Origin of the sequence: Burkholderia sp. 22PA0106 (genome assembly GCF_047497155.1) — a bacterium.
Taxonomy (GTDB): Bacteria; Pseudomonadota; Gammaproteobacteria; order Burkholderiales; family Burkholderiaceae; genus Burkholderia.
The window spans coordinates 1,667,349-1,693,163 of sequence record NZ_CP163163.1; the positions used below are offsets into that span (position 1 = coordinate 1,667,349).

The 25,815-nt window shown below is 66.3% G+C and carries 25 protein-coding genes; 18 read left to right on the plus strand and 7 right to left on the minus strand.

The window, feature by feature from the left end:
* Positions 1-85: 85 nt before the first annotated feature.
* From AB4850_RS22375 to AB4850_RS22425, 11 genes are all read left to right on the plus strand, one after another.
* A complete protein-coding gene (locus tag AB4850_RS22375) occupies positions 86-2,362 on the plus strand; it encodes a polysaccharide biosynthesis tyrosine autokinase (RefSeq protein WP_414445166.1) in 2,277 nt (758 codons plus the stop codon).
* A gap of 289 nt (positions 2,363-2,651) precedes the next feature.
* The gene (gene rfbC / locus AB4850_RS22380; protein ID WP_414445167.1) at positions 2,652-3,203 is read left to right on the plus strand and encodes a dTDP-4-dehydrorhamnose 3,5-epimerase; all 552 of its coding nucleotides are present in this window, start codon (positions 2,652-2,654) and stop codon (positions 3,201-3,203) included.
* Positions 3,204-3,478: 275 nt separating this feature from the next.
* Entirely contained in the window at positions 3,479-4,966 is a 1,488-nt protein-coding gene (locus tag AB4850_RS22385; RefSeq protein WP_414445168.1) for a lipopolysaccharide biosynthesis protein, read from the plus strand.
* Between the two features lie 10 nt (positions 4,967-4,976).
* The gene (locus AB4850_RS22390) at positions 4,977-5,960 is read left to right on the plus strand and encodes a glycosyltransferase family 2 protein (protein ID WP_414445169.1); all 984 of its coding nucleotides are present in this window, start codon (positions 4,977-4,979) and stop codon (positions 5,958-5,960) included.
* Positions 5,957-6,601, plus strand: a complete 645-nt coding sequence (locus AB4850_RS22395) for an acyltransferase (protein WP_414445170.1) — start codon at positions 5,957-5,959, stop codon at positions 6,599-6,601. Before AB4850_RS22390 ends, AB4850_RS22395 begins: the two co-directional genes overlap by 4 nt.
* A complete protein-coding gene (locus AB4850_RS22400; protein WP_414445171.1) occupies positions 6,598-7,752 on the plus strand; it encodes an NAD-dependent epimerase/dehydratase family protein in 1,155 nt (384 codons plus the stop codon). Before AB4850_RS22395 ends, AB4850_RS22400 begins: the two co-directional genes overlap by 4 nt.
* Positions 7,753-7,769: 17 nt before the next feature.
* Entirely contained in the window at positions 7,770-8,711 is a 942-nt protein-coding gene (locus AB4850_RS22405) for a glycosyltransferase family 2 protein (RefSeq protein ID WP_414445172.1), read from the plus strand.
* Positions 8,712-8,810: 99 nt separating this feature from the next.
* Positions 8,811-9,689, plus strand: a complete 879-nt coding sequence (rfbA, locus tag AB4850_RS22410) for a glucose-1-phosphate thymidylyltransferase RfbA (protein ID WP_414445173.1) — start codon at positions 8,811-8,813, stop codon at positions 9,687-9,689.
* Between the two features lie 233 nt (positions 9,690-9,922).
* Positions 9,923-11,326: an undecaprenyl-phosphate galactose phosphotransferase WbaP gene (gene wbaP, locus AB4850_RS22415; protein ID WP_414445584.1), complete on the plus strand. Its 1,404-nt coding sequence runs from the start codon at positions 9,923-9,925 to the stop codon at positions 11,324-11,326.
* 107 nt (positions 11,327-11,433) lie between these two features.
* Positions 11,434-12,327 (plus strand): UTP--glucose-1-phosphate uridylyltransferase GalU, encoded by an 894-nt coding sequence (galU, locus tag AB4850_RS22420; RefSeq protein WP_414445174.1) that lies wholly within the window; start codon positions 11,434-11,436, stop codon positions 12,325-12,327.
* A gap of 154 nt (positions 12,328-12,481) precedes the next feature.
* Positions 12,482-13,285: an NYN domain-containing protein gene (locus tag AB4850_RS22425; protein WP_414445175.1), complete on the plus strand. Its 804-nt coding sequence runs from the start codon at positions 12,482-12,484 to the stop codon at positions 13,283-13,285.
* Positions 13,286-13,340: 55 nt separating this feature from the next.
* Here AB4850_RS22425 and AB4850_RS22430 read toward each other — a convergent pair whose 3' ends face one another.
* Positions 13,341-14,231 carry a LysR substrate-binding domain-containing protein gene (locus tag AB4850_RS22430; protein WP_414445176.1) on the minus strand — a complete coding sequence of 297 codons (891 nt, stop codon included), beginning with the start codon at positions 14,229-14,231 and terminating at the stop codon, positions 13,341-13,343.
* A gap of 102 nt (positions 14,232-14,333) precedes the next feature.
* Here AB4850_RS22430 and AB4850_RS22435 point away from each other — a divergent pair, with 102 nt between their 5' ends.
* Positions 14,334-14,927, plus strand: coding sequence for a LysE family translocator (locus tag AB4850_RS22435; RefSeq protein WP_414445177.1), 594 nt, complete (start codon positions 14,334-14,336; stop codon positions 14,925-14,927).
* A gap of 40 nt (positions 14,928-14,967) precedes the next feature.
* On the opposite strand, the gene betI is transcribed toward AB4850_RS22435, so the two are convergent.
* Complete coding sequence (betI, locus tag AB4850_RS22440; protein WP_414445178.1) at positions 14,968-15,564, minus strand: transcriptional regulator BetI; 597 nt, start codon at positions 15,562-15,564, stop codon at positions 14,968-14,970.
* A 60-nt stretch (positions 15,565-15,624) separates the two neighbouring features.
* On the opposite strand from betI, the gene AB4850_RS22445 reads away from it, so the two are divergent.
* The 5 genes from AB4850_RS22445 to AB4850_RS22465 all read left to right on the plus strand — a co-directional run bounded on the left by AB4850_RS22445 (position 15,625) and on the right by AB4850_RS22465 (position 20,377).
* Positions 15,625-15,861, plus strand: a complete 237-nt coding sequence (locus AB4850_RS22445; RefSeq protein ID WP_414445179.1) for a hypothetical protein — start codon at positions 15,625-15,627, stop codon at positions 15,859-15,861.
* 251 nt (positions 15,862-16,112) lie between these two features.
* Positions 16,113-17,021: a choline ABC transporter substrate-binding protein gene (locus AB4850_RS22450; RefSeq protein WP_414445585.1), complete on the plus strand. Its 909-nt coding sequence runs from the start codon at positions 16,113-16,115 to the stop codon at positions 17,019-17,021.
* 238 nt (positions 17,022-17,259) lie between these two features.
* On the plus strand, positions 17,260-18,399 hold the full coding sequence (locus tag AB4850_RS22455; RefSeq protein ID WP_414445180.1) for a porin: 1,140 nt from the start codon (positions 17,260-17,262) through the stop codon (positions 18,397-18,399).
* Between the two features lie 677 nt (positions 18,400-19,076).
* Entirely contained in the window at positions 19,077-20,072 is a 996-nt protein-coding gene (locus AB4850_RS22460; protein WP_414445181.1) for a sigma 54-interacting transcriptional regulator, read from the plus strand.
* A gap of 41 nt (positions 20,073-20,113) precedes the next feature.
* Positions 20,114-20,377: a hypothetical protein gene (locus AB4850_RS22465; RefSeq protein WP_414445182.1), complete on the plus strand. Its 264-nt coding sequence runs from the start codon at positions 20,114-20,116 to the stop codon at positions 20,375-20,377.
* 16 nt (positions 20,378-20,393) lie between these two features.
* Here AB4850_RS22465 and AB4850_RS22470 read toward each other — a convergent pair whose 3' ends face one another.
* A complete protein-coding gene (locus AB4850_RS22470; protein ID WP_414445183.1) occupies positions 20,394-20,669 on the minus strand; it encodes a DUF6150 family protein in 276 nt (91 codons plus the stop codon).
* A 108-nt stretch (positions 20,670-20,777) separates the two neighbouring features.
* Between AB4850_RS22470 and AB4850_RS22475 the strand changes: the two genes are divergently transcribed.
* Positions 20,778-21,167, plus strand: a complete 390-nt coding sequence (locus AB4850_RS22475) for a hypothetical protein (RefSeq protein ID WP_414445184.1) — start codon at positions 20,778-20,780, stop codon at positions 21,165-21,167.
* A gap of 117 nt (positions 21,168-21,284) precedes the next feature.
* Here the strand turns inward: AB4850_RS22475 and AB4850_RS22480 are convergent, their stop codons facing one another.
* The 4 genes from AB4850_RS22480 to tssA all read right to left on the minus strand — a co-directional run bounded on the left by AB4850_RS22480 (position 21,285) and on the right by tssA (position 25,808).
* Positions 21,285-22,376: a GNAT family N-acetyltransferase gene (locus AB4850_RS22480; protein WP_414445185.1), complete on the minus strand. Its 1,092-nt coding sequence runs from the start codon at positions 22,374-22,376 to the stop codon at positions 21,285-21,287.
* 42 nt (positions 22,377-22,418) lie between these two features.
* A complete protein-coding gene (locus AB4850_RS22485) occupies positions 22,419-23,546 on the minus strand; it encodes a hypothetical protein (RefSeq protein ID WP_414445186.1) in 1,128 nt (375 codons plus the stop codon).
* Positions 23,547-23,603: 57 nt separating this feature from the next.
* Positions 23,604-24,557 carry a hypothetical protein gene (locus AB4850_RS22490; protein WP_414445187.1) on the minus strand — a complete coding sequence of 318 codons (954 nt, stop codon included), beginning with the start codon at positions 24,555-24,557 and terminating at the stop codon, positions 23,604-23,606.
* Positions 24,558-24,632: 75 nt separating this feature from the next.
* A complete protein-coding gene (tssA, locus tag AB4850_RS22495) occupies positions 24,633-25,808 on the minus strand; it encodes a type VI secretion system protein TssA (RefSeq protein ID WP_414445188.1) in 1,176 nt (391 codons plus the stop codon).
* Between the last annotated feature and the right edge of the window lie 7 nt (positions 25,809-25,815).

Sequence of the window (25,815 nt, forward strand, 5' to 3'; positions counted from 1 at the left end):
GCGCCGCATCCATTCTCAACGAGCAAGGTTTAGAGGAACGACCAACGTGAACAGTCCGAATATGAACGCCCGATATTCCGGAGGCATGCCAGACGACGCGCCGGACGCACTGGGCATGATTCGCGTGTTGCGCGACCATCTGTGGACGGTGGCGGCCATCACGGTTGCCGTGGTGGCGCTGGCCGTGGTGTATATCTGGCTGGCCACGCCGATCTATTCGGCGAGCGCGGTGATCAAGGTCGAGGCGCAGGGCCGCAACGCGCTGGGCTTTGCCGCGGACGGCCAGCAGGTGGTGGTCGGGCAACGGCCGGCGCGCACCGAGGCCGAGATCGGCATGATGCAGAGCCGCTCGGTGCTCGATCCGGTGCTGGCGCAATACGGCTACAACGTGACCGCTTCGCCGCGCGTGCTGCCGTTGCTCGGCATGCTGTCGCACAAGTTCGCGACGCCGGGCGAACTGTCTCATCCGTGGTTCGGTTTGACGTCCTATGCATGGGGCGGCGAGCAGATCGAGGTCGAATCGATGAAGGTGCCGACCCGCTTCGAGAACCGGCGGCTGCGGCTGCGCGCGCTCGAGAACGGCGCCTACGCGCTGCTCGACGGGAACGGCGCGGTGCTGCTGCACGGCAAGGTGGGCGAGCCGGCGCAGGCCGGCGGCGTATCGATCCGGGTCAAGCAGCTCGCGGCGTTGCCGGGCACCGAATTCAACGTCACGGCCTGGAACGGCGTGAATGCGCTGCAACGCTTCGCGCGCAAGCTCAAGATCGTCGAGAAGGGCAGCGATACCGGGCTCGTGCAGATCACCTACGACAGCGACAACCCGGATCTGTCCGCCAACGTCGCCAATTCGATCGCGGCGGGTTATGTCGCGGCGACCATCGCCGCCAGCCGCGCCAACGACAGCCAGACGCTGGATTTCATCAACCGCGAACTGCCGCGCTTGCGCGACGAACTGCACCAGGCGGAGGCTTCGCTGATGGGCTATCAGGCGTCGGTCGGCTCGCTGCAGCCGACCGCCGAGGCGCAATCGTATCTGCAGGGCGGCATCGATATCGAGCGGCAGATCGCGACGCTGCAACTGCAGCGCACGCAGATGATGCAGAACTTCACGCCCGACAGCCCGCCGATGCAGAACATCAATCAGCAGATCGCGCAGTTGTCGGCGGCCAAGGCGCAGTTCAACGCGCGTTTCGTGCGCATGCCGGCCTCCGAGCGCACCAACGCGGACCTGAGCCGCAATGCCAAGGTGGCCGAATCGATCTACATCGCGATGGTCAACAAGGCCGAGGAACTGACGGTGCGCCGCGCGAGCACCACGGGCGACGTGCATATCGTCGACGATGCGGTGCGGCCGGTCGATCCGGTGTCGCCCAACGGGCCGATCATCCTGCTGGCCAGCCTCGGCCTCGGCCTGATGCTCGGTGTGCTGCTGGTGTTCCTGCGCCACCGCTACCTGACCGGCGTGACCGATACGAAGTTCATCGAGCGCAACCTGCGCATGCCGATGCTGGCCTCGGTGCTCTACAGCGCGCACCAGGCGCGGCTCGATCAGGCGATGCCGAGCAAGCTGGTGTTCGCGCCGCCCGACGCGGCGATCCAGCGCCGCACGCCGCTGCTGTCGTCCAACGTGCGTACCGACGAGCCCGCGCAGCCGGCCGCCTCGCAATACCTGCTGGCGCGCAGCTTCCCGCATGATCCGTCGGTGGAGGCGCTGCGCGGCCTGCGCACGGCCCTGCACCTGCATCTGTACGAGACGGACCGGCCCGACGACGGCGTGATCGTGCTGACCGGCCCCACGCCCGAAACCGGCAAGAGCTTCATCGCGGCGAACCTCGCCGTGCTGGAGGCCGAAACCCGCAAGCGGGTGCTGCTGGTGGATGCGGACATGCGCTGCGGCCGGGCGGCGTCGTTCTTCAGCAAGCCGAACGCGGGCGGCCTGGCCGAACTATTGGCAGGACGCCTGAGCATCGATCAGGCGATCCAGCCGTCGGGCGTGCCGGGCCTGTCGCTGGTGTCGTGCGGCAAATACCCGCCGAACCCGTCCGAACTGCTGATGATGCCGGGCTTCAGGTCGCTGCTCGACGAGTTCAAGCGGCGCTTCGACCTGGTGATCATCGACACGCCGCCGCTGCTGGCCGTGAGCGATGCTGCGATCGTCGCGAACAGCGCCGGCAAGACCGTGATGGTGCTGCGCTCGGGCTCGCATACCGAAGCCGAGATCGAGGAAACGCTTACCCAGCTCGACCGTGCCGGCGCCTGGACGGTGGGCGCCATCTTCAACGTGGTGCCGTTGCGGCGCAGCGAGCGGCGCAGCTACGGCTATACCTCCTCGTATCTCGAACACAACCAGATGGCGACGTGATCCGTGCCCGAGAGTGTGGGGCGACGTACTGAATCAATATCGCGATCGAGTGTTCAATAGACCTGAACAATAGAGCCGTGGGCGGCATGTCGGCGATACGGTCGGTCGATATCGGGATCATCAGGAGTGCGTCAATGAAGTGGCAACTGGCGAGTATTCAACAGGGAGGGTGGGCGCGTATGCACAGCGGGCGTGATCGGGCTGTCGGCAAGCATCGGGGCGTGGCCGGTCGCGCGCCGTTTTTATGTCTACCGTGGTTGACCGACGCCTTCACCTGGAGCACGCCGACATGGCAATCCAAGTGACCGCAACGGCCTTGCCCGAAGTCAAGCTGATCGAACCGGCCGTGTTCGGCGACCGGCGCGGCTTCTTCTTCGAAAGCTTCAACGCGCGCGAATTCGAGGAATCCGTGGCTCAGGGCTTCGAATTCGTGCAGGACAATCACTCGCGCTCGTCGCGCGGCGTGCTGCGCGGCCTGCATTATCAGATCGTGCATCCGCAGGGCAAGCTCGTGAGGGTGACCGCGGGCGAGGTGTTCGACGTTGCCGTCGACCTCAGGCTCAGTTCTCCTAACTTTGGTAAATGGGTGGGCGTGCGGCTCAGTGCCCGCAACCATCGGCAGCTCTGGATTCCACCGGGCTTCGCGCATGGCTTCATCGTGCTGTCGGTGGCGGCGGAGTTCGTCTACAAGGTGACCGATTACTGGTTCCCCGAATACGAACGCAGCCTGCTGTGGAGCGACCCGATGATCAATATCGACTGGCCGATCGAATACCCGCCGGTGCTGGCGGCGAAGGATGCCGAAGGCAAGCCGCTGTTCGAGGCCGAGTGCTACCCGTGATGCGCGGCGCGGCCACGGCGCGCACGGCGTGGCCAACGCATCGCAGGGACGATCCAGCGCCCGCCTGTCATTTTGCATTCCGAATCGATTGTCGTAGCTGTCTCAATCATGAACCGGGCAGTGTGCGAGCCCGTACATTCCCGCCGGTTGTCCACCACTAAATTGGCTTCGTTGCGTGCAGTGCAGCATGACTTGCGGGCAGCGTCCGCTGTCGATGGGCATCGCGGGTTCGTCTGTCGCGATCCGAATCATCCCGTCTCTTATCGCCTACCAAGATGCTCAAACGCAGCCTGATTTCGAACTATGCAGGTCAGATCGTGACGGTCGTGCTCGGCATGGTCATGGTGCCGGTGTATGTGCATCATCTCGGCGTCGAGGCGTATGGCCTGATCGCGTTCAATGCCGTGCTGCTTGCCTGGGTGCAATTGCTGGATCTCGGACTGTCGCCCACCTTGTGCCGCGAGCTGGCCCGCGCCACCGACGATGGCTCGAAAGCCGAGGTGCGCGTGTTGTTGCAATCGCTCGAGAAATTCGTGGCCGGCATGTGCGCCGTGCTGGTGGTGCTGTCGATCTTCGGCGCGCCGTTCTTCGCCACCGGCTGGCTCAAGGCGAAGACGCTGCCCGCGCACGACATCGCGCTGGCCTTCGTGCTGATGATGCTGACGGTATCGGCGCGCTGGCTGTCGTCGCTGTATCGCGGCGGCATGGTGGGGATCGACCGGCAGGCGACGCTGAACACGGTGATCGTGATCTTCTCGGTGATTCGCGCCGTGCTGGTGGTGCCGCTGATCGCGATCTGGCCGCGCGTGGACGTGTTCTTTCTGTGGCAACTGGCGGCGATCGTCGGCGAGGCGCTGACCATGCGCCTGCTGCTCGGCCGCGCGATCGGCGCGCCGGTGCTGTCGCGCACGTTTTCACGGGTGGTGCTGGCGGCCCGCGCCAGGCTCTCGCTGTCGATCGCGTTTTCGGCGCTGATGTGGGCCACCTCCACGCAGGCCGACAAGATCATCCTGTCCAAGGTGTTGCCGCTGTCCGCGTTCGGCGTGTTCAGCATGGCGACGCTGCTGGCCAGCGGCATCCTGCTGCTCGCCAGCCCGATCCAGCAGGCGTTCACGCCGCGCTTCACGGCCGACAGCGCGCGCAACCGCGGCTCGCTCGAATCGAGCTATTTCCTCGCCAGCGAGATCCTGATGATCGCGGTGATTCCGGTTGCGATGCTGTTCGCCAGCGTGCCCGACCTGGTGTTCAAGCTGTGGGCGATGTCCCTGCCGGTGAATCCCGACGCCATGACCGTGCTGCGCTGCTATGCGATCGGCAACGGCTGCTCGGCCATCGCGGGCTTGTCGTTCCTGATCCAGTACGCGGACGGCGACCTCTCGCTGCATATCAAGGGCAACCTCGGCTTCGTCGCGATCCTGGTGCCGGCGGTGCTGATCGGCGCACTGCATTACGGCGCGGTGGGCGCGGCCTACGCGTGGCTCGCCATCAACCTCGCGCAACTGTTTCTGTGGGTCGCCGTGGTGCACCGCAAGTTCCTGCCCGGCATCAACGCGGCCTGGTATCGCGGCCTGCTGATACGGGTGGTGGCGGCCAGTGCGCTGGGCGTGGCGTTTCATTACACCCAGTTCCCGCCGGTCAACCGCTTCGCGCTGCTGATGATCGTGGCGAGCATGTGGCTGCTGATGGTGGGCGCGACGATTGCCGTCTCGCCGATTTCGCAGCGCAAGGCCCGCGATCTGGCCCGCCGCTTCGCCTTGAATTGAGGAGCAAGACATGGAGATTCAACCCGTGAAGCCGCCGGTCATCTCGGTCGTGGTGCTGTGCTACAACCTCGAACGCTATATCGGCCCGTGCCTCGACAGCATCCTGAGCCAGGAAATCGGCGTGCCGTTCGATATCGTGATCGGCGACGACGGCTCGGCGGACGGCTCGCTCGCCATCATCGAAAGCTTTCGCGCGCGGTATCCCGACATCATCAAGCTGGTTGCGCACGAAACCAACGTCGGCTATTCGCGCAACCTGGCCGATGCGATGGCGCAGGCGAGCGGCGAGTACATCGCCACCGTGGACGGCGACGACATGGTGCTGCCCGGCAAGCTTGCGCATCAATACACCTTCCTCGAAACGCAGCGCGAATTCGGCATGGTGGCGCACAAGATGCGCACGGTCGACGCATTGACCGGCGAGCCGGTGGATTTCGCGCTCGCCCGCGACAAGCCTGCCGTGTTCGACGCCGAATACCTGATCGAACACGGTCCGTTCTTCCTGAACAGCTCGGTGATGTTTCGCGGCGCGTTGCGCCGGCGCCATCCGGTCGATCTCGAACTGAAGGTGGTGGCCGACGTGGCGAACCTCGTGCAATGCCTGCACGGCAGCCGGGCCGCGTATCTCGATCGGGAACTGGGCGTGTATCGCGTCAACCCGAAGGGCTTCACCTCGACGGTGATCCTCAACCCGGCGCGCCACGAAACCAATATCCAGGACCTGATGCGCACCTGCAACATGGCCGAGGCGCTCGGCATGAAGCGTGATGTGGTCGATCGCGGCCGGGCAGGCGTGTTGCTGCGCTCGGCGATCCTGTACCTCGAAAGCGGCCTGTACGAGCAATTCCAGCATTGCATCGGCAGGAGCGCCGAGTTCGCGGATGTCGGCGTCAAGCAGCGCGCACTGCATGCGCTGCGAAGCCGGCCACGGATGCTGCGCTCGCTGTACGTGTTCGCCAAGCAGATGGCCGGCCGGCCGACGGTGCGCGCATGAGCGTGCTGCCGCGAGGCCTCGCGAGGTTCGGCGAAGCGAACTGGCTCGAACGGATCAACACCGTGAAGCGCGCCTATTTCATGCTCAAGACGCGCCTCTGGTATGCCCATCTGTTCGAGCGGGTGGGCAAGGGCAGCGTGATCTATCAGCCGTATCTGCTCGCGAACGTGCAGCACGCCACGGTGGGCGAACGGGTGCTGATACGCGCCGGTGCGCGCATCGAGCTGGTGGTGGGCGAAACCGGCGTGCCGCCCCGATTGTCGATCGGCAACGACGTGAATATCGAACAGAACGTCCATATCGTGTGCGGGTCCCGCATTGAAATTCAGGATGACGTAACGATTACCGGCGGCTGCGCGATCGTCGACGTCGAGCATCCGTTCGAGGATGTGAACGACCCGGTGCGCATCGGCATGCGGCTGCGCACGCAGGGCAACCGCGTGGTGATCGGCGCGGGCAGCTTTATCGGCTTCAACTCGATGATCTTGCCGAACGTGGTGATTGGACGCAACGCGGTGGTGGGCAGCCACGCCGTCGTGACGCGCGATGTGCCTGACTACTGCGTGGTGGCCGGCAATCCGGCGCGCGTGATCAGGCGATACAACCGGAACACGCAAACCTGGGAGCACTGCAAATCATGAAAGTCCTCATCACCGGCGGCGCCGGCTTCATCGGATCGCACCTCGCCAGACAGCTCGCCAGCCAGAACGCGACCGTCACCGTGCTCGACAACCTCGCGCAACAGATTCACGGCGTGGACCCTTATCAGGAATCGTCGCTGCTGCGCTCGCTCGGCAATTCGGTACGCCTGATCGAAGGCTCGGTATGCGACCGCTCGGTGGTCGAGCGCGCCATGCAGGGCCAGGACGCCGTGGTGCACCTGGCCGCCGAAACCGGCACCGGCCAATCGATGTACGAGGTCGGCCATTACATCGACGTGAACGTGGGCGGCAGCGGCGTGCTGCTCGACGTTCTCGTCAAGAACCGCAGCAACACCGTGCGCAAGTTCGTGGTGGCCTCGTCGCGGGCGATCTACGGCGATGGCAAGTACCGCTCGCCGGCGCTCGGCATCGTGTACCCGGATGCGCGCGAGGAGCGCGACCTGCTGGCCGGCCGCTTCGATTACCTGTGCCCGGAATCGGGCGAGCCGCTCGAATGCCTGCCCACCGACGAGGAATCGAAGATCCACCCGTCGTCGGTGTACGGCATCACGAAGTACGACCAGGAACAGATGGTGATGACGGTGTGCCGCTCGATCGGCGTCGGCGCGTCGGCGCTGCGTTATCAGAACGTGTACGGGCCGGGCCAGTCGCTGTCGAATCCGTACACGGGGATTCTGTCGATCTTCTCGACCCGCATCAAGAACGGCAACGAGATCAACGTGTTCGAGGACGGGCAGGAGAGCCGCGATTTCGTGTATGTGGACGACGTGGTGGATGCCACGCAGGCCGCGCTGCTGAACCCCGAGGCCGCCGGCCGCGTGTTCGGCATCGGCTCCGGCCACCGCACCGCCGTGATCGACGTGGCGCGCCGGCTCAACGAACTGTATGGCAGCCAGGTGCCGATCAACGTGACCGGCGCATTCCGCCTGGGCGACATCCGCCACAACTACGCCGACCTCACGCGCGCCCGCGAATTTCTCGGCTTCGAGCCGAAGGTGCATTTCGACGAAGGCATCGCGCGTTTCGCCGCCTGGGTGGAGGGGCAGGAGGTCAAGCAGGACAACTACGAGCAGAGCATCGTCGAGATGCAATCCAAGGGGCTGTACCAGGCCAGTCGGGCCGTGGCGTGAGCGGGGAGGGTGGGGCAATGGGCAATGGACGTGTGAAGCCGCTCGGCAAGCCGGGCGCGAAGCCGCTGGTGGGCGTGGTGACGGTGCTGTATCACTCCGACGACGTGCTACCGGATTTCTTCGACAGCCTCGCGGCGCAGGCCGGCGTGGCGATGAAGCTCTACGTGATCGACAACAGCCCGAGCGACAGCGGCAGCATCCTGTCGCGCGAGCTGGCGAGCCGGGCGGGCCTGGCCGCGCAGGTGGTGTTCAACGACGCCAACGTGGGCGTGGCGCGCGGCAACAACCAGGGCATCGCGATGGCGCTGGCCGACGGTTGCGACTACGTGCTGCTGGCCAACAACGACGTGGAGTTTCGCAACCCCGATACGGTGGCCAGCCTGATCCGGCCGATCGAGGACGGCCCGGACACGCTCGCGACGTTTCCGAAGATCCTCTATCACGGCACCAACCGGATCTGGTGCGCGGGCGGCACGATCTCGCGCATGAAGGCCACCACCGCGCATATCGGCGATGGCGACGAGGACGTCGGGCAGTTCGATCACCCGGGCGAATCCGAATACGCGCCCACCTGCTTCATGGCGCTGCACAAGAGCGTGTTCGCGCGCGTCGGCATGATGGACGAGAAGTATTTCGTCTATTACGACGACACCGATTTCGTGTGGCGCATGAATCAGGCCGGCATTCACCTGTGGTACGTGCCGAGTTCGCTCGTCGCGCACAAGGTCAGCTTCTCGACCGGCGGCGGCGAAAGCCCGTTCAGCCTGTTCTATTGCACGCGCAACCGTTTGTACTTCAGCCGCAAGAACCTGGGCTTTCCGTATTCGCTGCTGGCGCAGACCTATTCGGTCGCGGCCATGCTCGTGAAATGCGCGCGTTTCACCTCCGACGGCCGGCGCAGCGTGTTCCGGGGCATCGCCGAAGGCATGCGGCTGCGCGGCGCGCCGGGGCCGGGCTGAACCACGAATCGAGATCGGGCCAGACGGATGGCCAGCCAATCGATACGGAGTGCGATGCAATGAGGCACGCACGCCAAGCCAACGGGGCGGGAACGAGCGATGCGTAAGGGAATCATTCTGGCGGGCGGATCGGGCACGCGCCTCTATCCGATCACGCATGCGGTATCGAAGCAGCTCTTGCCGGTGTACGACAAGCCGATGATCTATTACCCGCTGTGCACGCTGATGGTGGCCGGCATTCGCGAGGTGCTGGTGATTTCCACGCCGCGCGACCTGCCGTGCTTCATCGCCTTGCTCGGCGACGGCAGCCGCTGGGGCATGAACATCCAGTATGCCGAACAACCGTCGCCCGACGGGCTCGCGCAGGCGTTCGTGATCGGGCGCGCGTTCGTCGATGGCCAGCCGTCGGCGCTGATTCTCGGCGACAACATTTTCTACGGCCACGATCAGGTCGCCCAACTCGAAGCCGCGGACCGGCGCACGCAGGGCGCCACCGTGTTCGCCTATCACGTACGCGACCCCGAGCGCTACGGCGTGGTGGAGTTCGACCCGCAGTTCCGCGCCTTGTCGATCGAGGAGAAGCCCGAGGTGCCGCGCTCGAACTACGCCGTCACGGGCCTGTATTTCTACGACGGCGAGGTGTGCGACATCGCCGCCGGGATTCGCCCGTCGGCGCGCGGCGAACTGGAAATCACCGACGTCAATCGGCGCTATCTCGAACGCGAGCGCCTGCAGGTCGAAATCATGGGGCGCGGCTATGCGTGGTTCGACACCGGCACGCACGATTCGCTGACCGAAGCGGCCAACTTCGTTGCCACCTTGCAGAAGCGTCAGGGCCTGATGGTGGCCTGCCCGGAGGAAGTGGCGTACCGCCGCAACTGGATCGATGCCGGCCAGCTCGAACGGCTCGCCACGCCGCTGAAGAAGAACGCCTACGGCAAGTACCTGATCAACCTGATCGAAGACGGCGTCGCATGAGCGATAACCGGCTTCTGTGCGAAGCCGAACCGAGTATCGGACGGGCCGCACTTAGGATTAACCCGAGCACGGCGCTTGCCGCGACTTCAACGAGTTCGGAATCCGAATGATTGCGGTGGACGTTCACCAGAACCAGCGATGCCAACATCAATACGAGGACAGGTCACGTGAGCTCAATCATCAGTCTCGACAGTCTGTCGGAACGGCACATCGAACTGCGCCCGTTTCCGGCCTTGACGATCAAGGTGGCGCTGGCGGCCACCGATGTGATCGGTTTCGCCGTGGCCCTGCTGATCACCGCCAACGTGCTCGGCACGTTCCAGAGCGATCCGCAGATCAGCCTCTGGAAAGCGATCAGCCAGCAGCCGATGGTGGTGTACATGCTGCTGTCGTTCGGCGGCACGCTGTGGTTCTGGCTGCGCGTGCGGCACTACGGGCTGCGCCGGCCGTTCGGGCGCGAGTTGCGCGAGGTGTTCGAGGCGCTGGTGGTGCTCGCGATCCTGCATCTCGCGTTGACCACGCTGACCAAGGGCATGTTCTCGCGCGGCTGGTGGGCGATGACCTGGAGCGGCGCGTTCGTGCTGGTGCCCACGTTCCGGCTGGTGACGAAGAAGGTGCTCGACATGGCGCACCTGTGGAAGCGCCCGACGCTGATCGTCGGCTGCGGCGAGTCGGCGCTCGAAGCGCAGCGCCTGATGTCGGCGCAGTTGTACCTGGGCGCGGACGTGGTGGCCTACGTGGCGCCCGATGGCCGGGCCGACACGGCGTTCGTCGGCGACGTGCCGGTACTGAAGGGCTTGTCCGCCGCCACGCTCAAGGCCTTGCCCGGCGCGCAGGTGGTGATCGCGCTGGAGCCGGAGGACAAGGAGCTGCGCAACGCGTGGATTCGCGACCTGACCGAAAGCGGCATTCGCGACCTGACCGTGATGGCGCCGATGCGCGGCGTGCCGCTCTGCAAGACCGACGTGTCCTACTTCTTCGGCCATGAAGTGATGATGCTGCGCGTGCAGAACAACCTCACGCGCTTCTCGGCGAAGGTGCTCAAGCGGGCGTTCGACGTGACGGCGGGCGGCCTGCTGATGCTGATGCTGCTGCCCATCTTCGCCATCCTGACGATTCTGGTGGCGAAGGACGGCGGCTCGGCGTTCTTCGGCCACACGCGCATCGGCCAGAACGGCAGGAAGTTCAAGTGCTACAAGTTCCGCTCGATGGTGCTCGACGCCGACAAGGTGCTCAAGGAGTTGCTCGCGAACGACCCGGTGGCGCGCGCCGAATGGGACAAGGATTTCAAGCTCAAGCACGACGTGCGCGTCACGCGCATCGGCTCGGTGCTGCGCAAGACCAGCCTCGACGAGCTGCCGCAATTGTGGAACGTGCTGCGCGGCGACATGAGCCTGGTCGGGCCGCGCCCGGTGGTGGAAAAGGAAATCGAGCGCTATGGCGCCGATGCCGCCTACTACCTGCTGGCCAAGCCGGGCATGACGGGCCTCTGGCAGGTCAGTGGCCGCAACGACACCGATTACGCGCGCCGCGTGTTCCTCGACGCCTGGTACGTGCGCAATTGGTCGCTGCGCAGCGATATAGCGATCCTGTTCAAGACGATCGGCGTGGTGCTCCATCGCGACGGCGCCTACTGACCGCCGGCCAGCCGGCTCGGGACCGCCAGCCAGCCAGCCAGCCAGCCGGACCGGCCGCCGCCGTCTTCTGCAGTCCGGAACATTCAACCGATGTGGGAAACCCCGCCATGCTGAAAGTCACCAAAGCCGTATTCCCGGTCGCCGGCCTCGGGACGCGGTTCCTGCCGGCCACCAAGGCCAGCCCGAAGGAAATGCTGCCGATCGTCGACAAGCCGCTGATTCAATATGCGGTGGAGGAAGCGGTGGCGGCCGGCATCACCGAGCTGATCTTCGTGACGGGGCGCAGCAAGCGCGCGATCGAGGATCACTTCGACAAATCCTACGAGATCGAGGCCGAGCTGGAGGCGCGCAACAAGCACAAGCTGCTCGACATCGTCCGCAACATCAAGCCGGCCAACGTGGATTGCTTCTACGTGCGCCAGGCCACCGCGCTCGGGCTCGGCCATGCCGTGCTGTGCGCCGAGAAGCTGATAGGCGACAGCCCGTTCGTGGTGATCCTGGCCGACGACCTGCTGCACGGCACTACGCCCGTGGTGAAGCAACTGATCGAGATGTTCGATCACTATCACAGCTCGGTGGTGGGCGTCGAAACCATCGCGCGCGAGGACAGCGCCTCGTACGGCGTGGTGGACGGCCGCCTGTGGGGCGACAACGTGATCAAGCTGTCGGGCATCGTCGAGAAGCCGGCGCCGGCCGACGCGCCGTCGAATTTCGGCGTGGTGGGCCGCTATGTGCTGATGCCCACGATCTTCCGCCATATCCGCGCGCTGCAGCCCGGCGCCGGCGGCGAACTGCAACTGACCGACGCGCTGCAATCGCTGCTGACCGAGGAGCAGGTGCTGGCCTACCGGTATCACGGCACGCGTTTCGATTGCGGCAGCAAGCTCGGCTACCTGAAGGCGACGGTCGAATTTGCGCTGCGTCACCCCGAGGTCAAGGCGGAATTCGAGGCCTACCTGCAGCAATTCCTGCAAGCCCAACCGGCCGTGGCCCTGTCCTGACGGCCGTTGCATCGCATTCGTCGGAAGATTCCCCCCCCGCACCGGGCGGCCCGCGCTGGCCGGTGCGCGTCCCTGTTTGATCTTGCGCTTATCGGCGCGGCCCACGCGTGCGCTACACTCCTTGCCTTGAAAACTGAATCGCTAGAGAAACTGAATGAGACGGATCGGCGTGTATGTCGACGCAAGCAATATCGGGATGAACGGCGGCCACGGCATGCGCTATGAAGCGCTGCGCGAGCTGGCGTGCCGCGCGGAAGGCTTCGCGCAACGTCTGAACGTGTATATCGCCTACGACCTGCAGCGTGCCGAGCAGTCGCCGGAATACAGCGCGAAGGCGCTCGGTTATCAGTCGGCGCTGCGCGACCAGGGCTTCCGTGTCACGGTCAAGCACGTCAAGCATTTCACCGACGACGAAGGCAACGAGGTGTCGAAGTCGAACGCCGATCTCGACATGGCGGTCGACGTGCTGATGGAATCCGAACGGCTCGACACCGTGATGCTGGTCACCGGCGACGGCGATTTCGTTCAGGTGGTGCGCGCGTTGCAAAGCAAGGGCTGCCGCGTGGAGATCCTCGGCTTCGGCAATGTGTCGCGCGAGTTGCGTGATGCGGCAGATCAATACATCAACGGCTACCTGGTGCCGGGGCTGTTGTCGACCGACAGCTCGCCCGATCCGCGTGCGCGCTGGGGCAGCATCGGCAGCCGCGTGCGCGGCGCGTGCAACCGCTTCGATCATCAGGAAGGGCGCGGCTTCCTCAATTTCTGGCCCGATATGCCGCGTGCGTCGATCGTGACGGCCAGCGAAACCAAGGGCGCGTATTTCCGCACGGCGTCGCTGGTGGACCCGCAGATCATCTCGAAGCTGCCGTCGCGCCAGTATGTGTTCGAGTTCGATCTGGTCGAGCCGGCCAAGCCGGATGGCTTGCCGGAGGCAAAGCGGATCGTGCTGGTGAATTGAGCGGCGGGCTCAGGCTCGCCGCCTGCCGTCCGTCACTTTGCATCACGCAATCGCCTCACGCAATCTTCGCCACCCGCGCGCCGCCTTCACTCGCCATTGCTTCGCGCACACAGGCCGCGAACGCCAGCGCCGCCGGCTTCGCTTCGGCCGGCGGCGCTGGCGTTTGCAGGCAAATCGCGAACGGCGGCAACACCGGCAAGCCGGCCGCATGCGGCGCGAGCGTTTCGAGATCGGCCGGCACCGTCGACACGAGCCACGCCGTCACGGCCAGCCCTGCACGAACCGTGGCGGCGGTGGCCTCGATGCTGCCGCTCTCGAACACGGTGCGCCAGGCGATGCCGCGCTCGGCCAGCGCGCCGAGCACCCAGGGGCGGAACGCGCAGCGCTCGTCCACCATCGACAGCGGCAACGGCCGTTTCTGCCATGCGTCGCTGCCGCGGCCCGTCACCCACACCAGCGGTTCGATGCGGATCACTTCGCCGGCGGCCTCGCTCGCGACCGATTCGACCAGCGCCACGTCGACCCGGCCGGCATCCAGCGCGTCGCCCAGCTCGGCCGACGCCGCGCACACCAGCGACAATTCCACCTGCGGATGCGCTTCGGCGAACGCCTTCATGGCCGGCGCGAGCGGCGTGACGAGATCGAACGGCACGCCCACTCGAAGGCTGCCGCGCAACGCATCGGCCTGCATGTCGGCCCAGATTTCGTCGTTGAGATGCAGCAATTGGCGCGCCTTGACCAGAAACGTCTCGCCCTGACGCGACAGCGCGAGCTTGCGCGTCTGGCGCACGAACAGCAGGCAGCCGAGCCCGTCCTCCAGGCGCTTGACCTGCTGGCTCACGGCGCCTTGCGTCATGTGCAGGCGGTTCGCGGCGACGGTCATGCCGCCGCTGTCGGCAACGGCCACAAAGGTGCGGATCAGGTCGAGATCGAGGTTTCGGGTCATCGACGCATTATGCGGCGTAATGCATCGCATCAAAATTATTGGTTTTCCTGATGAATGGCGGCTCGGTACAGTCATCGCTTTCGATCGACGGGATTCGTACCGATGGCTGCCTCTTACGCTCCGCTGTTTCTGTTCGTCGCGGTGGCGACCGTCACGCCCGGCGGCGCCACCACCCTGGCCACGGCGTCCGGCGCGCGCTTCGGCTTCCTGCGTTCGATTCCGCTGATGCTGGGGATCGCGCTGGGGCTGGCGTCGCTGGCGGCATTCGCCGCACTCGGGCTGGCCAGCGTGCTGCTGGCGATGCCGGCGTTGCAAACGGCGGTCAAGGCGATCGGTTCGGCCTATCTGCTGTGGCTCGCCTGGCGCATCGCGCGCAGCGGCCCGATGAACGCGGGCGAGGGGCCGGCGCAACCGATCACGCTCGTCAACGGCGCGCTGCTGCTGTGGCTCAATCCGAAAAGCTGGGCGATGACGGTGGGCGCGGCGGCATCGTTCGCACTGCTGGCGAACACCCCCGGGCGGCTCGCGCTGCTGCTGGCGGTGTCGTTCGCCGTGGCGGCGAGCGCATCGCTGGCGCTGTGGTGCTCGCTCGGGGCGCTGCTGGCGCGCGTGTTCCGCACGCCGCGTCAGTGGCGTGCGCTCAATCTGGTGCTGGGGGCACTGCTGGCGGGGTCGGTGGTGCTGGCCTGGCGCTGAGGATGCCGAACCGTTTCGCTCCGTTTCCCGTGAAAGTCCGTCAATCGTCGTGGGCGCTGCCCGCGAGCAGCAGGTCGATATAGTCGTTCGCCACCCGCAACGCCGATTTGGTGTCGAACGGCTGGCCGGCCGTCGCGCCGCGCAACCACAGGCCGTCGATGATGGCGGCGAGGCCGGTGGCCGCACGCCGGGCGGCCGCCACCGGCAGCGCGTGCTTGAACTCGGCGCACAGGTTCGAATAAAGCCGCCGCGTATTCAATCGCTGCAACCGGCCCAGCGTGGGCTGGTGCATGCTCTCCGCCCAGAACGCGAGCCATGTCTTCATGACGGGCGAGCTGACCTGCGACACATCGAAATTCGCCGCGACGATGGCGCGCAACCGCGCGCGCGGCTCGGCGCGCGCCGCGAGACGGCGGCGCTGCGTGGCCGTCCACAGGTCATGCAGGATGTGGCGCATGGTGGCTTCCAGCAGCCCGTCCTTGCCGCCGAAATAATGGCTGACGATCCCGGTCGAGATATTGGCGCGCTGCGCGACCAGCGCGAGCGTGGTGCCGGACAAACCTTCGTGCTCGATGGTCTGCAAGGTCGCATCGATCAATTGCGCGCGCCGCACTTCGCGGATTCCGATTTTTGGCATGGCGATCCGCCTGGGTTCTCGAACAGGCGCCAATCTTATGCGGACATTCAATCCCGAACAATGGGCAATGCCGACTCGACGGCGCGGCAAGCGGCCGATGCCGCGGCGGCAGGTTCGACGCGGGCCGATCCGCCGCCTGCCTCACGCCGACGCGAACCGGTGTCGATCGCGCCGCCGTCGCGCTACGATGCCGATGCCGCGCCTGGCGGGCCGTGCGCCATGCCGGTTCGATTTCCTGAAGTTGAAGACGCGTTCAATAAAAGACCTTATTGCACAAGGCTTCTAGAAAAACAGTGAAGTCGCATTTGGAAAAGCTTCTGTCGCAAAACCTCGGCTGCGCCGAATTGATTCCACCAATGATTCGATACATGGGATTTGCACCGCGCAGGCCGCCACGGGCTCGGCGCGAGCCAACCCGCGGCAGGTTGCCGGGAAGCCGGCTCCCTCATGCCGATAACCTCCAATACGTACGGGAGTCCTTCATGTTGACGCGATTCAAGCAATTCAAGGCAGCCGGCGCCGTTCAGGCGTTGAGCGCGGTGTCGTTGATGGGCGCGCTGGCCGCGCCGGCCCAGGCGGCCGACCCGGCGGCGTGCTCCGCCGTGCGCTTCGCCGATGTCGGCTGGACCGACATCGCCGCCACCACCGGCCTCGCGTCGAGCGTGCTGGCCGGCCTCGGCTACAAGCCGACCAAGACGATCGCCTCGGTGCCGATCACGTTCGCCGGCGTCAAGAGCGGGCAGATCGACGTGTTCCTCGGCTACTGGTCGCCCACCATGGACCCGATCGTCGCGCCGTTCGTGCAGGCCCATTCGTTCACGGTGCTGCCCACGCCGAACCTGACCGGGGCGAAATACACGCTGGCCGTGCCCGATTACGAATACGCGGCGGGGCTGCGTTCGTTCGCCGACATCGCCAAGTTCGCGGACAAGCTCCAGGGCCATATCTACGGCATCGAGCCGGGCAACGACGGCAACCGCCTGATCGAGAAGATGATCGGCAGCAACCAGTTCGGCCTGGGCAAGTTCAAGCTGGTGGAATCGAGCGAGGCCGGCATGCTGGTGCAGGTCAACCGCGCGGTGCGCGAGAAGCAGTGGGTGGTGTTCCTCGGCTGGGAACCGCATCCGATGAACGTGCAGATGAAGATCAACTATCTGAGCGGCGGCGACGACGTGTTCGGCCCGAACTTCGGCGAGGCGAAGGTGATGACGGTCGAGCCGACCAACTACGCCGCGCGCTGCCCGAACGTGGCGAAGTTCGTGTCGAACCTGCAATTCACGACCGACATCGAGAACCACGTGATGCTGCCGATCACCAACAAGGTTTCTCCCGACAAGGCCGCCACCGATTGGCTCAAGGCCAACCCCGGCGTGCTCGACAAATGGCTGGCCGGCGTGACCACGCTGGACGGCAAGCCGGGCCTGCCGGCCGTCAAGGCCTACCTCGCGGCGCACTGAACGCAACCGTGCAGTGGGCGGGGCCGCTACGCCGCGCAGGCGGGCGGCGCACGGCGCCGATTGCATCGACCTGACGCCGCCGTCGCGCGGCGCCTGAAAAACCGGCTGCCTCGGCGCGCAGCCACACCTCGCTTCACCCATCTTCAGCAAGCCGCGCCACGCCGCACCACGCGGTGCGACGCATCAATCAGTTCGCAATACGAATCAATTCATAAAACCTACTCGACAGGGGTCCGTCATGAAACGATTGGCATGGGGTGTCACGTTCGGCATGTTGGCCGCGGCAAGCGGCAGCGCACATGCGCAAAGCAGCGTCACGCTGTTCGGCGTGCTCGACGAGGGCATCAACCTGACCAGCAACGCGAACGGCAGCAAGGCCTGGCAGACGTCCAGCGTGGATCTGGTGACGAGCCGCTGGGGTTTGAAGGGCTCGGAGGATCTCGGCGGCGGCGTGCACGCGATCTTCGATCTCGAAAGCGGCGTGATGCTCGACAACGGCAAGGCCTATTACGGCGGCCGCGAATTCGGCTATCAATCGTACGTGGGGCTGGAATCGGCCACGCTCGGCACCGTGACGCTCGGGCGCCAGTTCGACACCGTGACCGACACCATCGGACTGATGACGGCCAACGGCAACTGGGGCGGCTTCCTGTTCTCGCACCCGGTGGACAACGACAACACCGATGCGTCGTTCCATGCCAACAATTCGGTGAAATACCTGTCGCCCGAATTCCACGGGCTGTCGGTCACCGGCCTGTACGGCTTCGGCAACCAGCCCGGCTTCGCCGGCAACCGGATCTACGCGGCCGGCATCAAGTATCACTATGCGACGCTGTCGCTGGCCGCGGTGTACGAGGACCTGTCGTCGCCCGGCACCACGGCGGGCGGCGCGATTGCTTCGGATGACTACGGGTTCGTGGCGGCCAATGAAAAGATCTACGGCGTGGCGGGCAGCTACGGCATCGGCCAGGCCGTGATCTCGACCACCTGGACGCACGTCGCGCTGCAACGGCCGACCTCGTCGATCTATGTGGATTCGCTCGGGCCGAACAACGACGGCCTGAACTTCGACAACTTCGAGGCCAACATCAAGTACAACCTCACGCCCGCGCTGTTCGTGGCCGGCATGTACACGTACACGATGGCGCATCTGAGCCAGGGCGGGGCGGCGGCGTCGCTGCACTGGAACCAGCTCGGCGCGATGGCGCAGTATTCGCTGTCGGCGCGCACCGCCTTGTATGCACAGGCCGTGTATCAGAAGGTGAACGGCGGCCCGGCGGGCTTCGCGCTCGACAACGCCTATGTTCCGGGCTCGGCCGGGGTGTCGTCGAACTCGCATCAGATCGTCGCGCGGGTGGGGCTGACGCATTCGTTCTGACGAGGCGAGGGCGGCGCCAACGTACCCACGCCTCGGCGCCGCCCGCCGCCGACTCGCACCATCATTCGCACCGAGTACACCATTTACCCTCCGCGCCATAGTGGAAATTTCAAACATATTTGCCGATTCTCCGAATATAAAAACAAAAAGAGATTTAATGCATAGGCAGCAGTGAGATTTGAAATTGATATGGATTTACGCGAAATTGGGATCGGATAATCGTTTGCGCGGCGGGGTTGTGATCGAGCGGCATCCGCGCAAGGCCGATGCATCGCGGCAATTTTCTCGAACCCCCTAAAGTTTTCGCGCGCAGCCCCGTAATCCAAGGGTTCGGCAGCATCGAGAGAGGCCGGCCGCGGTTCCATTACGCCACATTGCATTCCGATTACAACCGGTTGCGCATGCGCCGGGCCGCTGCAATGCAATACGGATTGCCGTCGATTTTTTTCTGATCGGGCTTCTCACCCCGGTCGAATTTAATTAGCATTGGGGCCGCGCGGGACGCTGAGTGCCGAATAAGTCGGTGCTGTTACGGGGGCGTTCGTTACCGGTGAATTGTGGGTCGTTTTTCACCCGGTTCCGTGGCTGGACCGCACCGCCCGACAATAAACGGATCTGCCGCGACGCCGGTTGCCTGCGCGTCGTCACGGGTCATCGGCACCAGCTTTGGAGTGCGTATGAATCAGTTCACCCGTCTCAACCTGATCGGATCGTCGGAGGCCATGGCGGCGCTGCGGCAGCAGATCGAGAAAATCGCGAGCGTCGACGTGCCGGTCACCGTGCTCGGCGAGACCGGGACGGGCAAGGAACTGGCCGTGCGCGCGGTGCATTATCTCGGCGCGCGGCGGCACGGCCCGTTCGTGCCCGTCAATTGCGGGGCGCTGCCCGAGGCACTGGTGGAGAGCGAACTGTTCGGCCACGAACGCGGTGCGTTCACCGACGCCAAGCTCGTCAGCGACGGCCTGATCGGCGAGGCCGAAGGCGGCACGCTGTTCCTCGACGAGGTGGACGCGCTCGGCCTGAAAGCTCAGGCGGCGCTGCTGCGCTTCCTGCAGGACGGCAGCTACCGCCGCGTCGGCGGCGCGAAAACCCGCCAGGCCGACGTTCGCGTGATCGTCGCGACCAATGCCGATTTGCTCGAACGGGTGCAAGCGCGCCAGTTCCGGCAGGACCTGCTGTACCGGCTCGACGTGGTCACCCTGCGCATTCCGCCGCTGCGCGAGCGCACCGGCGACGCGCTCGAACTGGCCGAGGCGTTCCTGGCGCGGCTGCGCACGCGCTACGCGAAACCGGCGCTGCATTTCCATCCGCAATCGCAGGCCTATCTGCGCGCGCACACCTGGCCCGGCAACGTGCGCGAGCTAGAAAATGCCGTGCACCGCGCCGTGCTGATGAGCGAGGATGCCGGCGTGCGGCTCGGCGCGGCCAGCCAGGCCGGCGCCAGCGCCGATACGCTGGCCGCCGACGGGGATCCGCGCCCGTTTCGCACCGAGCGTGCGGCGGCGATCGCCAGCTTCGAGGTCGATTATCTGCGCCGGCTGCTGGCGCGCGCCAACGGCAATCTCTCGCATGCCGCGCGGCTGGCGGGGGAAGAGCGCAGTGCGTTCGGCAAGCTGGTGCGCAAGCACGGCCTGGAGCGGGAGCGCGCGAATCAGGCGGCCATGGGTGATTGAGGTAAGCTGGCGGCTTGACGATTCGACGGCGGGGTAGGCGCATGAATGACGAGTTGGTCCGGCACGTCGCCGACCGCATTGCGCGCTATCTCGAAGCCTGTCCGGCCGCGGCCGATACGATCGAAGGCGTGCACCGGTTTTGGATCGATGCGCACGACGCGCAGGAGTCGATCGACGTCACGCTCGCGGCGCTCGAATCCTTGCGTGCGCGCGGCGTGGTCGCCCGCGTGGCGATCGGCAACCGCACGCTGTGGCGCGTGCGGCGCGAAGGCGATCACCCGCCGGAGGACGATGCCGGGCGCTGAGCGCGCCCGTCTTCCTTCAACGCAGGCGCCCCTTGAAGCGCGATTCGTGCTGCCAGCCTGCTTCGCCCTGGCTGTCGACGAAACACACCTTGATTTGCGCCATGCCGACACTGCAGAAGTACGCGATGGCGGTGGCCTCGTGGCGATCGCGGGTGATGTACCAGAGCGCATCGCCGTGGGCGTAGCCCCGGCTCGTCACGCGGTGCACCAGCAGGTCGGCTTCGCCGCGCGAGGTGAGGGCGATACGCACGGTCGCTTCGCCCATGCTGGCAGCTTGATAGATTCGAGCCATCGAATCGGTTCCTGAATGTGAAACGGGCGTCAACCGCGCCCGCGTTGTGTGGTGTTGTCGAATCCGGCGCTCGCGTCGGCCCCCGAACTCCGGATCATCGCCTGCGTCATGCCCAAGAACAAGCCGTTTCCGCCGCCCACGTTGCGCTTGCGCGGCGATGCCCATCGCGTCGAGGTGATCGTGCCGAACGGCGCGACGCGCCCCGTGCTCGGCACACGCGACCCCGGCGATACCGAGCGCCGCGCGGCCACCATCGCCGCGGCCGGGGGCGCGGGCCGCTCGCCGCGCCAGGCGCCGCCGGCCTCGATCGAACTCGCGTTGCCGCGTCGCACGCAAACCATCCTGTCGCATCACCTGCCGCGCGCCGTGCAGGATCGTCTCAACGGTGGCGGTGGGGAATCGGCACTGCCTGCCTCGCGCAAGGCCGATCCGGCGGGCACCGGCGCGCATCCGCTCGAGGTGCCGAACCTGTCCGGCGCGCGAGACGACAACCCCTGAGCAACGCACGAGCGGGGCGGGCAGCGGCTTCAGCCCCGCAACGGTATCGCCGCGTGCACCTCCGAATCGAGATCGTCGAGCAACCTGAGCGACAGCCGAGCCGTCAGGGTGCCGGCTTCAGCCCCGCAACGGTATCGCCGCGCGCACTTCCGAATCGAGATCGTCGAGCAGCGTGTGCAGCTCGTCGGCCACGCGCCCCGCGTCCGCTTGCGGCCCGACCCGGTAAAACCATTGATCGTCGTACGGCGCCGCACCGCGAATGCCGGTGTCGCCGAACCCCATCCGTTCCAGCGTCCTGCGCGACGGCAGGTTGTACGCATAGACCTTCGCGTAACACACCGCCATGCCGGCATGCCGATGTGCGGCGGCCAGCAACATCGAAGCCGCATGCGCGCCAAAGCCGTGCCCCTGGAAGTCGCGTCCGATCCAGTAATAGAGGCACCCCACGCCGCGATGCAGCGACAGCCCGACGAAGCCGATCAAGCCCCAATGCCGATGCAGCACCGCGCAGGGGTTGTCGCCGAAGCGGTGCAGCCCGTCGAGCCAGTCGTGCCACGCCGCGCGGCTCTCGAAATGCGGCAGGCTGCATAGCGCGGCGATGTCGGGATCGTCGTACTGCCAGCCGAAATCGTCGCGATGATGATGGCCGAGCGGTTCGAGCCGCAGCACGTCGCCGGCGTGCGCGGGTTCGCTGGCCGGCAGCGTGCCGGCACGCCAGTCGCGCCATGCCACCAGCTCGCGGTGGCGGGCCGCATGGGCCGGCTGCGCGGGGCAGGCCAGTTGCAGCGCCACGCTCGCGTCGAACGCGGCGTCGGGTTCGCCCATCTGGTGATACGCATCGCGCAGCCGGTCGAGCAAGGCGGCGTCGTGACGTTGCACGCACAACAAGGCCTGGCCGACCTCGATCGCGAGCGGCCAGCAGCCCCAAGCGGCGGCCAGATCGAGCAGCTCGCGGCGCGCGGCCGGCGGGAACGCCTCGGGGGCACGTTGCCAGGCCTGGCGCAAGCCGATCAGCCAATCCAGCCGGCTCGCCGGGGCCAGCGCGTCGGCGTGATCGAGCACGCGGGGCAGGTGAGCCGCCAGTGCGTCGGCGGGCCAGTCCGCGTGCGTGAGATCCCCGAGCAGGCGCGCGAGCGGCGTGGCGTCGGCCGGCGATGCATCGCTCGCGGGCGCCGCGTGCCGGGCGTCGGAGGCGGGGGCAAGTTGCATGGTGGAGGGGGCTTGCGTCCGGTGGCGGCGACGGAATCAGGTTCAGATCGACGTGATCTTGCGCGGCCCCTTCACGCGGAAGATCGGGCGGGCCGTGACCGGCGACGTCGATTGGCTGAACGCCGAAAAGGGCGACGGGGCGAACGTGAAACCGCCCGTTTTCATGGTCGGGATGCCGCCCGACGGTGCGCTCGGAGGATTCAGCTTCGGTTTCTTGGTGGTCGGCGGCGCGGACAGCATGTAGGTGGCCGAGCGCTTGCCGGTGAGCGGCCGAGGGTTCGGCTCCTCCATGCTGCTCGACACGCGCACGTTGTTCTGGTCGATCGTAAACGTGCGATTTGGCGCATGCAGCCGGGGCGGCGCATAGGTCGCGTGGGCGTTCAGCAGCCGTTGGCCATGCGCCGTCGGCGTCAGGCCATCGGCCCGCAACGGTATGTCGATACCGGTACGGGCCAGGTTGTTGCCGTACTCGTCGCCCACCCGCAGGTTGCCGGGGGAGTCGAACGTCATGCGCAGCACGTCGCGATAGGCGCGCACGCGGGCGTTCGGCGTCGCGCCCTGAAACGCCGTGAGCGTGTGCTGCAACGCCATGTCGCGGGTCGGCTGCACCTGCAGCCGCTGGCCGGCTTGCGCGTTGCCATAGATGCGCCGGTTGGTGGCCGTGTTGTTCAACGGTTCGTTGCCGCGCTCGTTGATGATCGCGCGCGAGTAACCCTGCTGCCGGCCCACCGCCGCGGCCTGCTCGGCGATGCCGTGCATCACGTTCATGCGTGCCTGCAAGCGCCCCGGCCCCATCGGGCCGATGGCGGCGTTCCAATGCTGATTCACGCGTGCCTGGCCGGTCTGGAAGGACAGCGTGCCTTCGTTGAGCAGGTTCTGCCCGGTGCCCGAGGCGATCACATGGTTGATCGAGGCGTGGGTGGCCTGCCGGCCCGTGACGCGCGCCTGATCCTCCTGGATGGTGAGCGGCCGGTTGCCGGCCTGGGCCGCCGCCACATAGGTGGCGTGACGCGTGCTGTACTGCGTGACCCGCGCGAGCACCTGCGGCGTGCCGTAATGATTCTGCAGACGCTGCTGATCCAACGGGGCGATGTCGGCGGTCGGCCCGTAGCTGACCTGCCGATTCACCTGCGTGGGGTTCATCGTGTGGTCGACGTAGCGATAAGGCATGGCTTACCTCCTGGTTTCATGAAGCGAGGCGCGATCGGCGCCGCGCGTGCGGGACGTTCATTTGCCGTGGTTGAAGCGCTTTTCCATATGGTGATCGTGCTCGCCCATGCAGATGTCGCAGGAGTTCGCCATGCTGTCGACGCTCTTGCTGCGCGGCCGACCGCTGATCGCCGGCGACAGCGCGGCATCCGGCGCCACGGCGGACCCACGGCGCTTCTGCGCGGCGCTGAAATCGCTCAACAGGTTGCCGCGCCCGCTCGTGGCGGGGCTCATCATTTCGATCAAGGAATCGGGCGGCGCAATATCGCGCCGATGCACGGGCTGAACCGGCGACAGGGGCGACCCGTTCGCGGCGTTCGCGACGCTGCTCGCCACATGCGAGGCGCGCTTCGCGGCGCAGATGTTGAGGTCCGATTTGTCGGCGAACACGTCGGTGACGGCAACGCCTTCCAGTCGCCCGCTCCAGTGCTGTGCCAGGCCGTTGTCCCCGTAGTCCTTCTGCAGATCCAGCATGCGCTGCTCGACGGCGCGGGTGTGCGCCATGCCGTCCTGCGTCCCTGAAAACCCGACGCCCAGATGGCCGCCGACGTTGGCCACCCCGATCTGCCCCACCTGGCTCATGTCCCTGGGATTCTTGTACTCGCGATTCACCTCGTCCTGCGCCTCTTCCGCCATGCTCGAAGCGAAGCGCATCGCGGTCACTTCCCGCATGCCGACCGGGCCAAGCGCATTCATTTTCGGCCGGCCACCCCCGGAAAACTGCGCAACGCTTTCCGCGACGAGGTCGTGGCGCACCCTGACTTCCCGCTCGGCGCCTTGTCTGACGTGGACGCTGTCGTGCGTCTGCGCCAGCTCCATCAAATGCTCGGTCGGCAGCCGCCGCAGGCTGTTGGCGCGCTGGCGTCTCTCCACGGGCGCACCGAGCGGATTGTCCCGCTTGGCGGGTTTATCCGGCACCTTCGCATCGAGCTTTCGGCCGCGCGAGGTGTAATCGGGCTTCTTCGGAAACATCGCATTCCTCCGGACATGACATGACGGGACAGGAGCCGGCTGCCTCGCCGGCGTGGTTCGAATCGACGACGCGCGTTACTGCGCCGCGCCCGGGTTCGGGGCCTCGATGCCCAGCATCTCGAAGATGTTCAACTGCCCGCCCAAGCGCAGGAACACCTCGCGATACAGCTCCGGCGTGGAGAGCCGGCCCCATTCGGTGGCCGTGCGCACCAGGTACGGCGCCGGGCTGTGCGGCTCGACGCGCATCAGGAACGCGGCGATCTCGGCCAGACGCGCGTAGGCATCGGCGCGATCGCGCAGCACATCGGCCGCCAAGCCGGGGGCCGCGGCGAACGCGGTGTCCGTGGCCGGCTCCGAGGCCGGATCGGTCGCGGCGTCCGGCTCCCCGCCGGCCTCGGCCGCCGCCTGCGCAGCGGGCGCTGCGGTTGCCGGCGCGAAGCCGGGCGGCTCGATGCCGCGCTTGTGCAGCTCGCCGACGAACAACGCCCGCATCTGTTCGAGCAATTCGGCCAGCTTGCCGAGGCTCGGCGCCTCGGCGCCGAACAGCGGATCGACGCTCGCGCCCAGCGACGCCAGCGCGGCCAGCGCGCGCGCCAGTTCCGCATGCGTGGCGGCCAGCGCGTCGCTCGGCGTATCGGCCAGCGCGGTTTGCAGCTGGTCCAGCGTCGCACCTTCGGGCGCCGCGTCGAGGCGCCCGCGCGACACGCGCACCTGGGCGTGGTAGCGGGCACGCTCCCAGTCCGCCCAGCCATAGCTGCGCTCGGCGTGCTGGATCAGCGGCGCGAGGCGCAGCACGCCCAGATGCTTGTCGGCGATCGAACGCAGGATGTTGGCGCGATGCTCGTAGTCGCCGCCATGGGGGAACGGGTGGATCGGATCCCAGAAACGCGTGCACATCTCGCGCGTGAGCGTCAGGGCCGGCGCGATGCCGGCGATGCCGTGATGCTTGACCTGCGCCTCGAACAGCCATTGGAGCAGTTGCAGATCCTTGCTCTGGAGCGCGAGCATCTGGACGATCAGATGACTGACCTTGAGCCAGTCGGCGCGCTTCAGGTCGCGCTCCCAGCCGCCCATCGGCAGCGAGGGGTCGTCGTGCCGACGTTCCTGGGCGATCTGGCCGTAGCTGCGCGATTCGCGCGCGGGGCGTCCGCACGGCGCATGGGCGTCGATCGGCGCGAGCAACGCGTCCAGGCCGAGATGCAGGTGTTCCTTGAAATGCGTGTCGGCGGCGAGATAGAGGGCATCGTTCATGAGTCGG

Coding starts and splice junctions, on each gene's coding strand:
- AB4850_RS22390 (WP_414445169.1), top strand. CDS start 4,977: ATGGAGATTCAACCCGTGAAGCCGCCGGTCATCTCGGTCGTGGTGCTG.
- AB4850_RS22470 (WP_414445183.1), bottom strand. CDS start 20,669: ATGGCTCGAATCTATCAAGCTGCCAGCATGGGCGAAGCGACCGTGCGT.
- galU (WP_414445174.1), top strand. CDS start 11,434: ATGCTGAAAGTCACCAAAGCCGTATTCCCGGTCGCCGGCCTCGGGACG.
- AB4850_RS22485 (WP_414445186.1), bottom strand. CDS start 23,546: ATGCCTTATCGCTACGTCGACCACACGATGAACCCCACGCAGGTGAAT.
- AB4850_RS22405 (WP_414445172.1), top strand. CDS start 7,770: ATGGGCAATGGACGTGTGAAGCCGCTCGGCAAGCCGGGCGCGAAGCCG.
- AB4850_RS22465 (WP_414445182.1), top strand. CDS start 20,114: ATGAATGACGAGTTGGTCCGGCACGTCGCCGACCGCATTGCGCGCTAT.
- AB4850_RS22480 (WP_414445185.1), bottom strand. CDS start 22,376: ATGCAACTTGCCCCCGCCTCCGACGCCCGGCACGCGGCGCCCGCGAGC.
- AB4850_RS22430 (WP_414445176.1), bottom strand. CDS start 14,231: ATGACCCGAAACCTCGATCTCGACCTGATCCGCACCTTTGTGGCCGTT.
- AB4850_RS22475 (WP_414445184.1), top strand. CDS start 20,778: ATGCCCAAGAACAAGCCGTTTCCGCCGCCCACGTTGCGCTTGCGCGGC.
- AB4850_RS22425 (WP_414445175.1), top strand. CDS start 12,482: ATGAGACGGATCGGCGTGTATGTCGACGCAAGCAATATCGGGATGAAC.
- AB4850_RS22385 (WP_414445168.1), top strand. CDS start 3,479: ATGCTCAAACGCAGCCTGATTTCGAACTATGCAGGTCAGATCGTGACG.
- rfbC (WP_414445167.1), top strand. CDS start 2,652: ATGGCAATCCAAGTGACCGCAACGGCCTTGCCCGAAGTCAAGCTGATC.
- AB4850_RS22445 (WP_414445179.1), top strand. CDS start 15,625: ATGGGCAATGCCGACTCGACGGCGCGGCAAGCGGCCGATGCCGCGGCG.
- AB4850_RS22375 (WP_414445166.1), top strand. CDS start 86: ATGCCAGACGACGCGCCGGACGCACTGGGCATGATTCGCGTGTTGCGC.
- AB4850_RS22455 (WP_414445180.1), top strand. CDS start 17,260: ATGAAACGATTGGCATGGGGTGTCACGTTCGGCATGTTGGCCGCGGCA.
- betI (WP_414445178.1), bottom strand. CDS start 15,564: ATGCCAAAAATCGGAATCCGCGAAGTGCGGCGCGCGCAATTGATCGAT.
- rfbA (WP_414445173.1), top strand. CDS start 8,811: ATGCGTAAGGGAATCATTCTGGCGGGCGGATCGGGCACGCGCCTCTAT.
- AB4850_RS22460 (WP_414445181.1), top strand. CDS start 19,077: ATGAATCAGTTCACCCGTCTCAACCTGATCGGATCGTCGGAGGCCATG.
- AB4850_RS22450 (WP_414445585.1), top strand. CDS start 16,113: ATGGGCGCGCTGGCCGCGCCGGCCCAGGCGGCCGACCCGGCGGCGTGC.
- tssA (WP_414445188.1), bottom strand. CDS start 25,808: ATGAACGATGCCCTCTATCTCGCCGCCGACACGCATTTCAAGGAACAC.
- AB4850_RS22435 (WP_414445177.1), top strand. CDS start 14,334: ATGGCTGCCTCTTACGCTCCGCTGTTTCTGTTCGTCGCGGTGGCGACC.
- AB4850_RS22400 (WP_414445171.1), top strand. CDS start 6,598: ATGAAAGTCCTCATCACCGGCGGCGCCGGCTTCATCGGATCGCACCTC.
- AB4850_RS22490 (WP_414445187.1), bottom strand. CDS start 24,557: ATGTTTCCGAAGAAGCCCGATTACACCTCGCGCGGCCGAAAGCTCGAT.
- AB4850_RS22395 (WP_414445170.1), top strand. CDS start 5,957: ATGAGCGTGCTGCCGCGAGGCCTCGCGAGGTTCGGCGAAGCGAACTGG.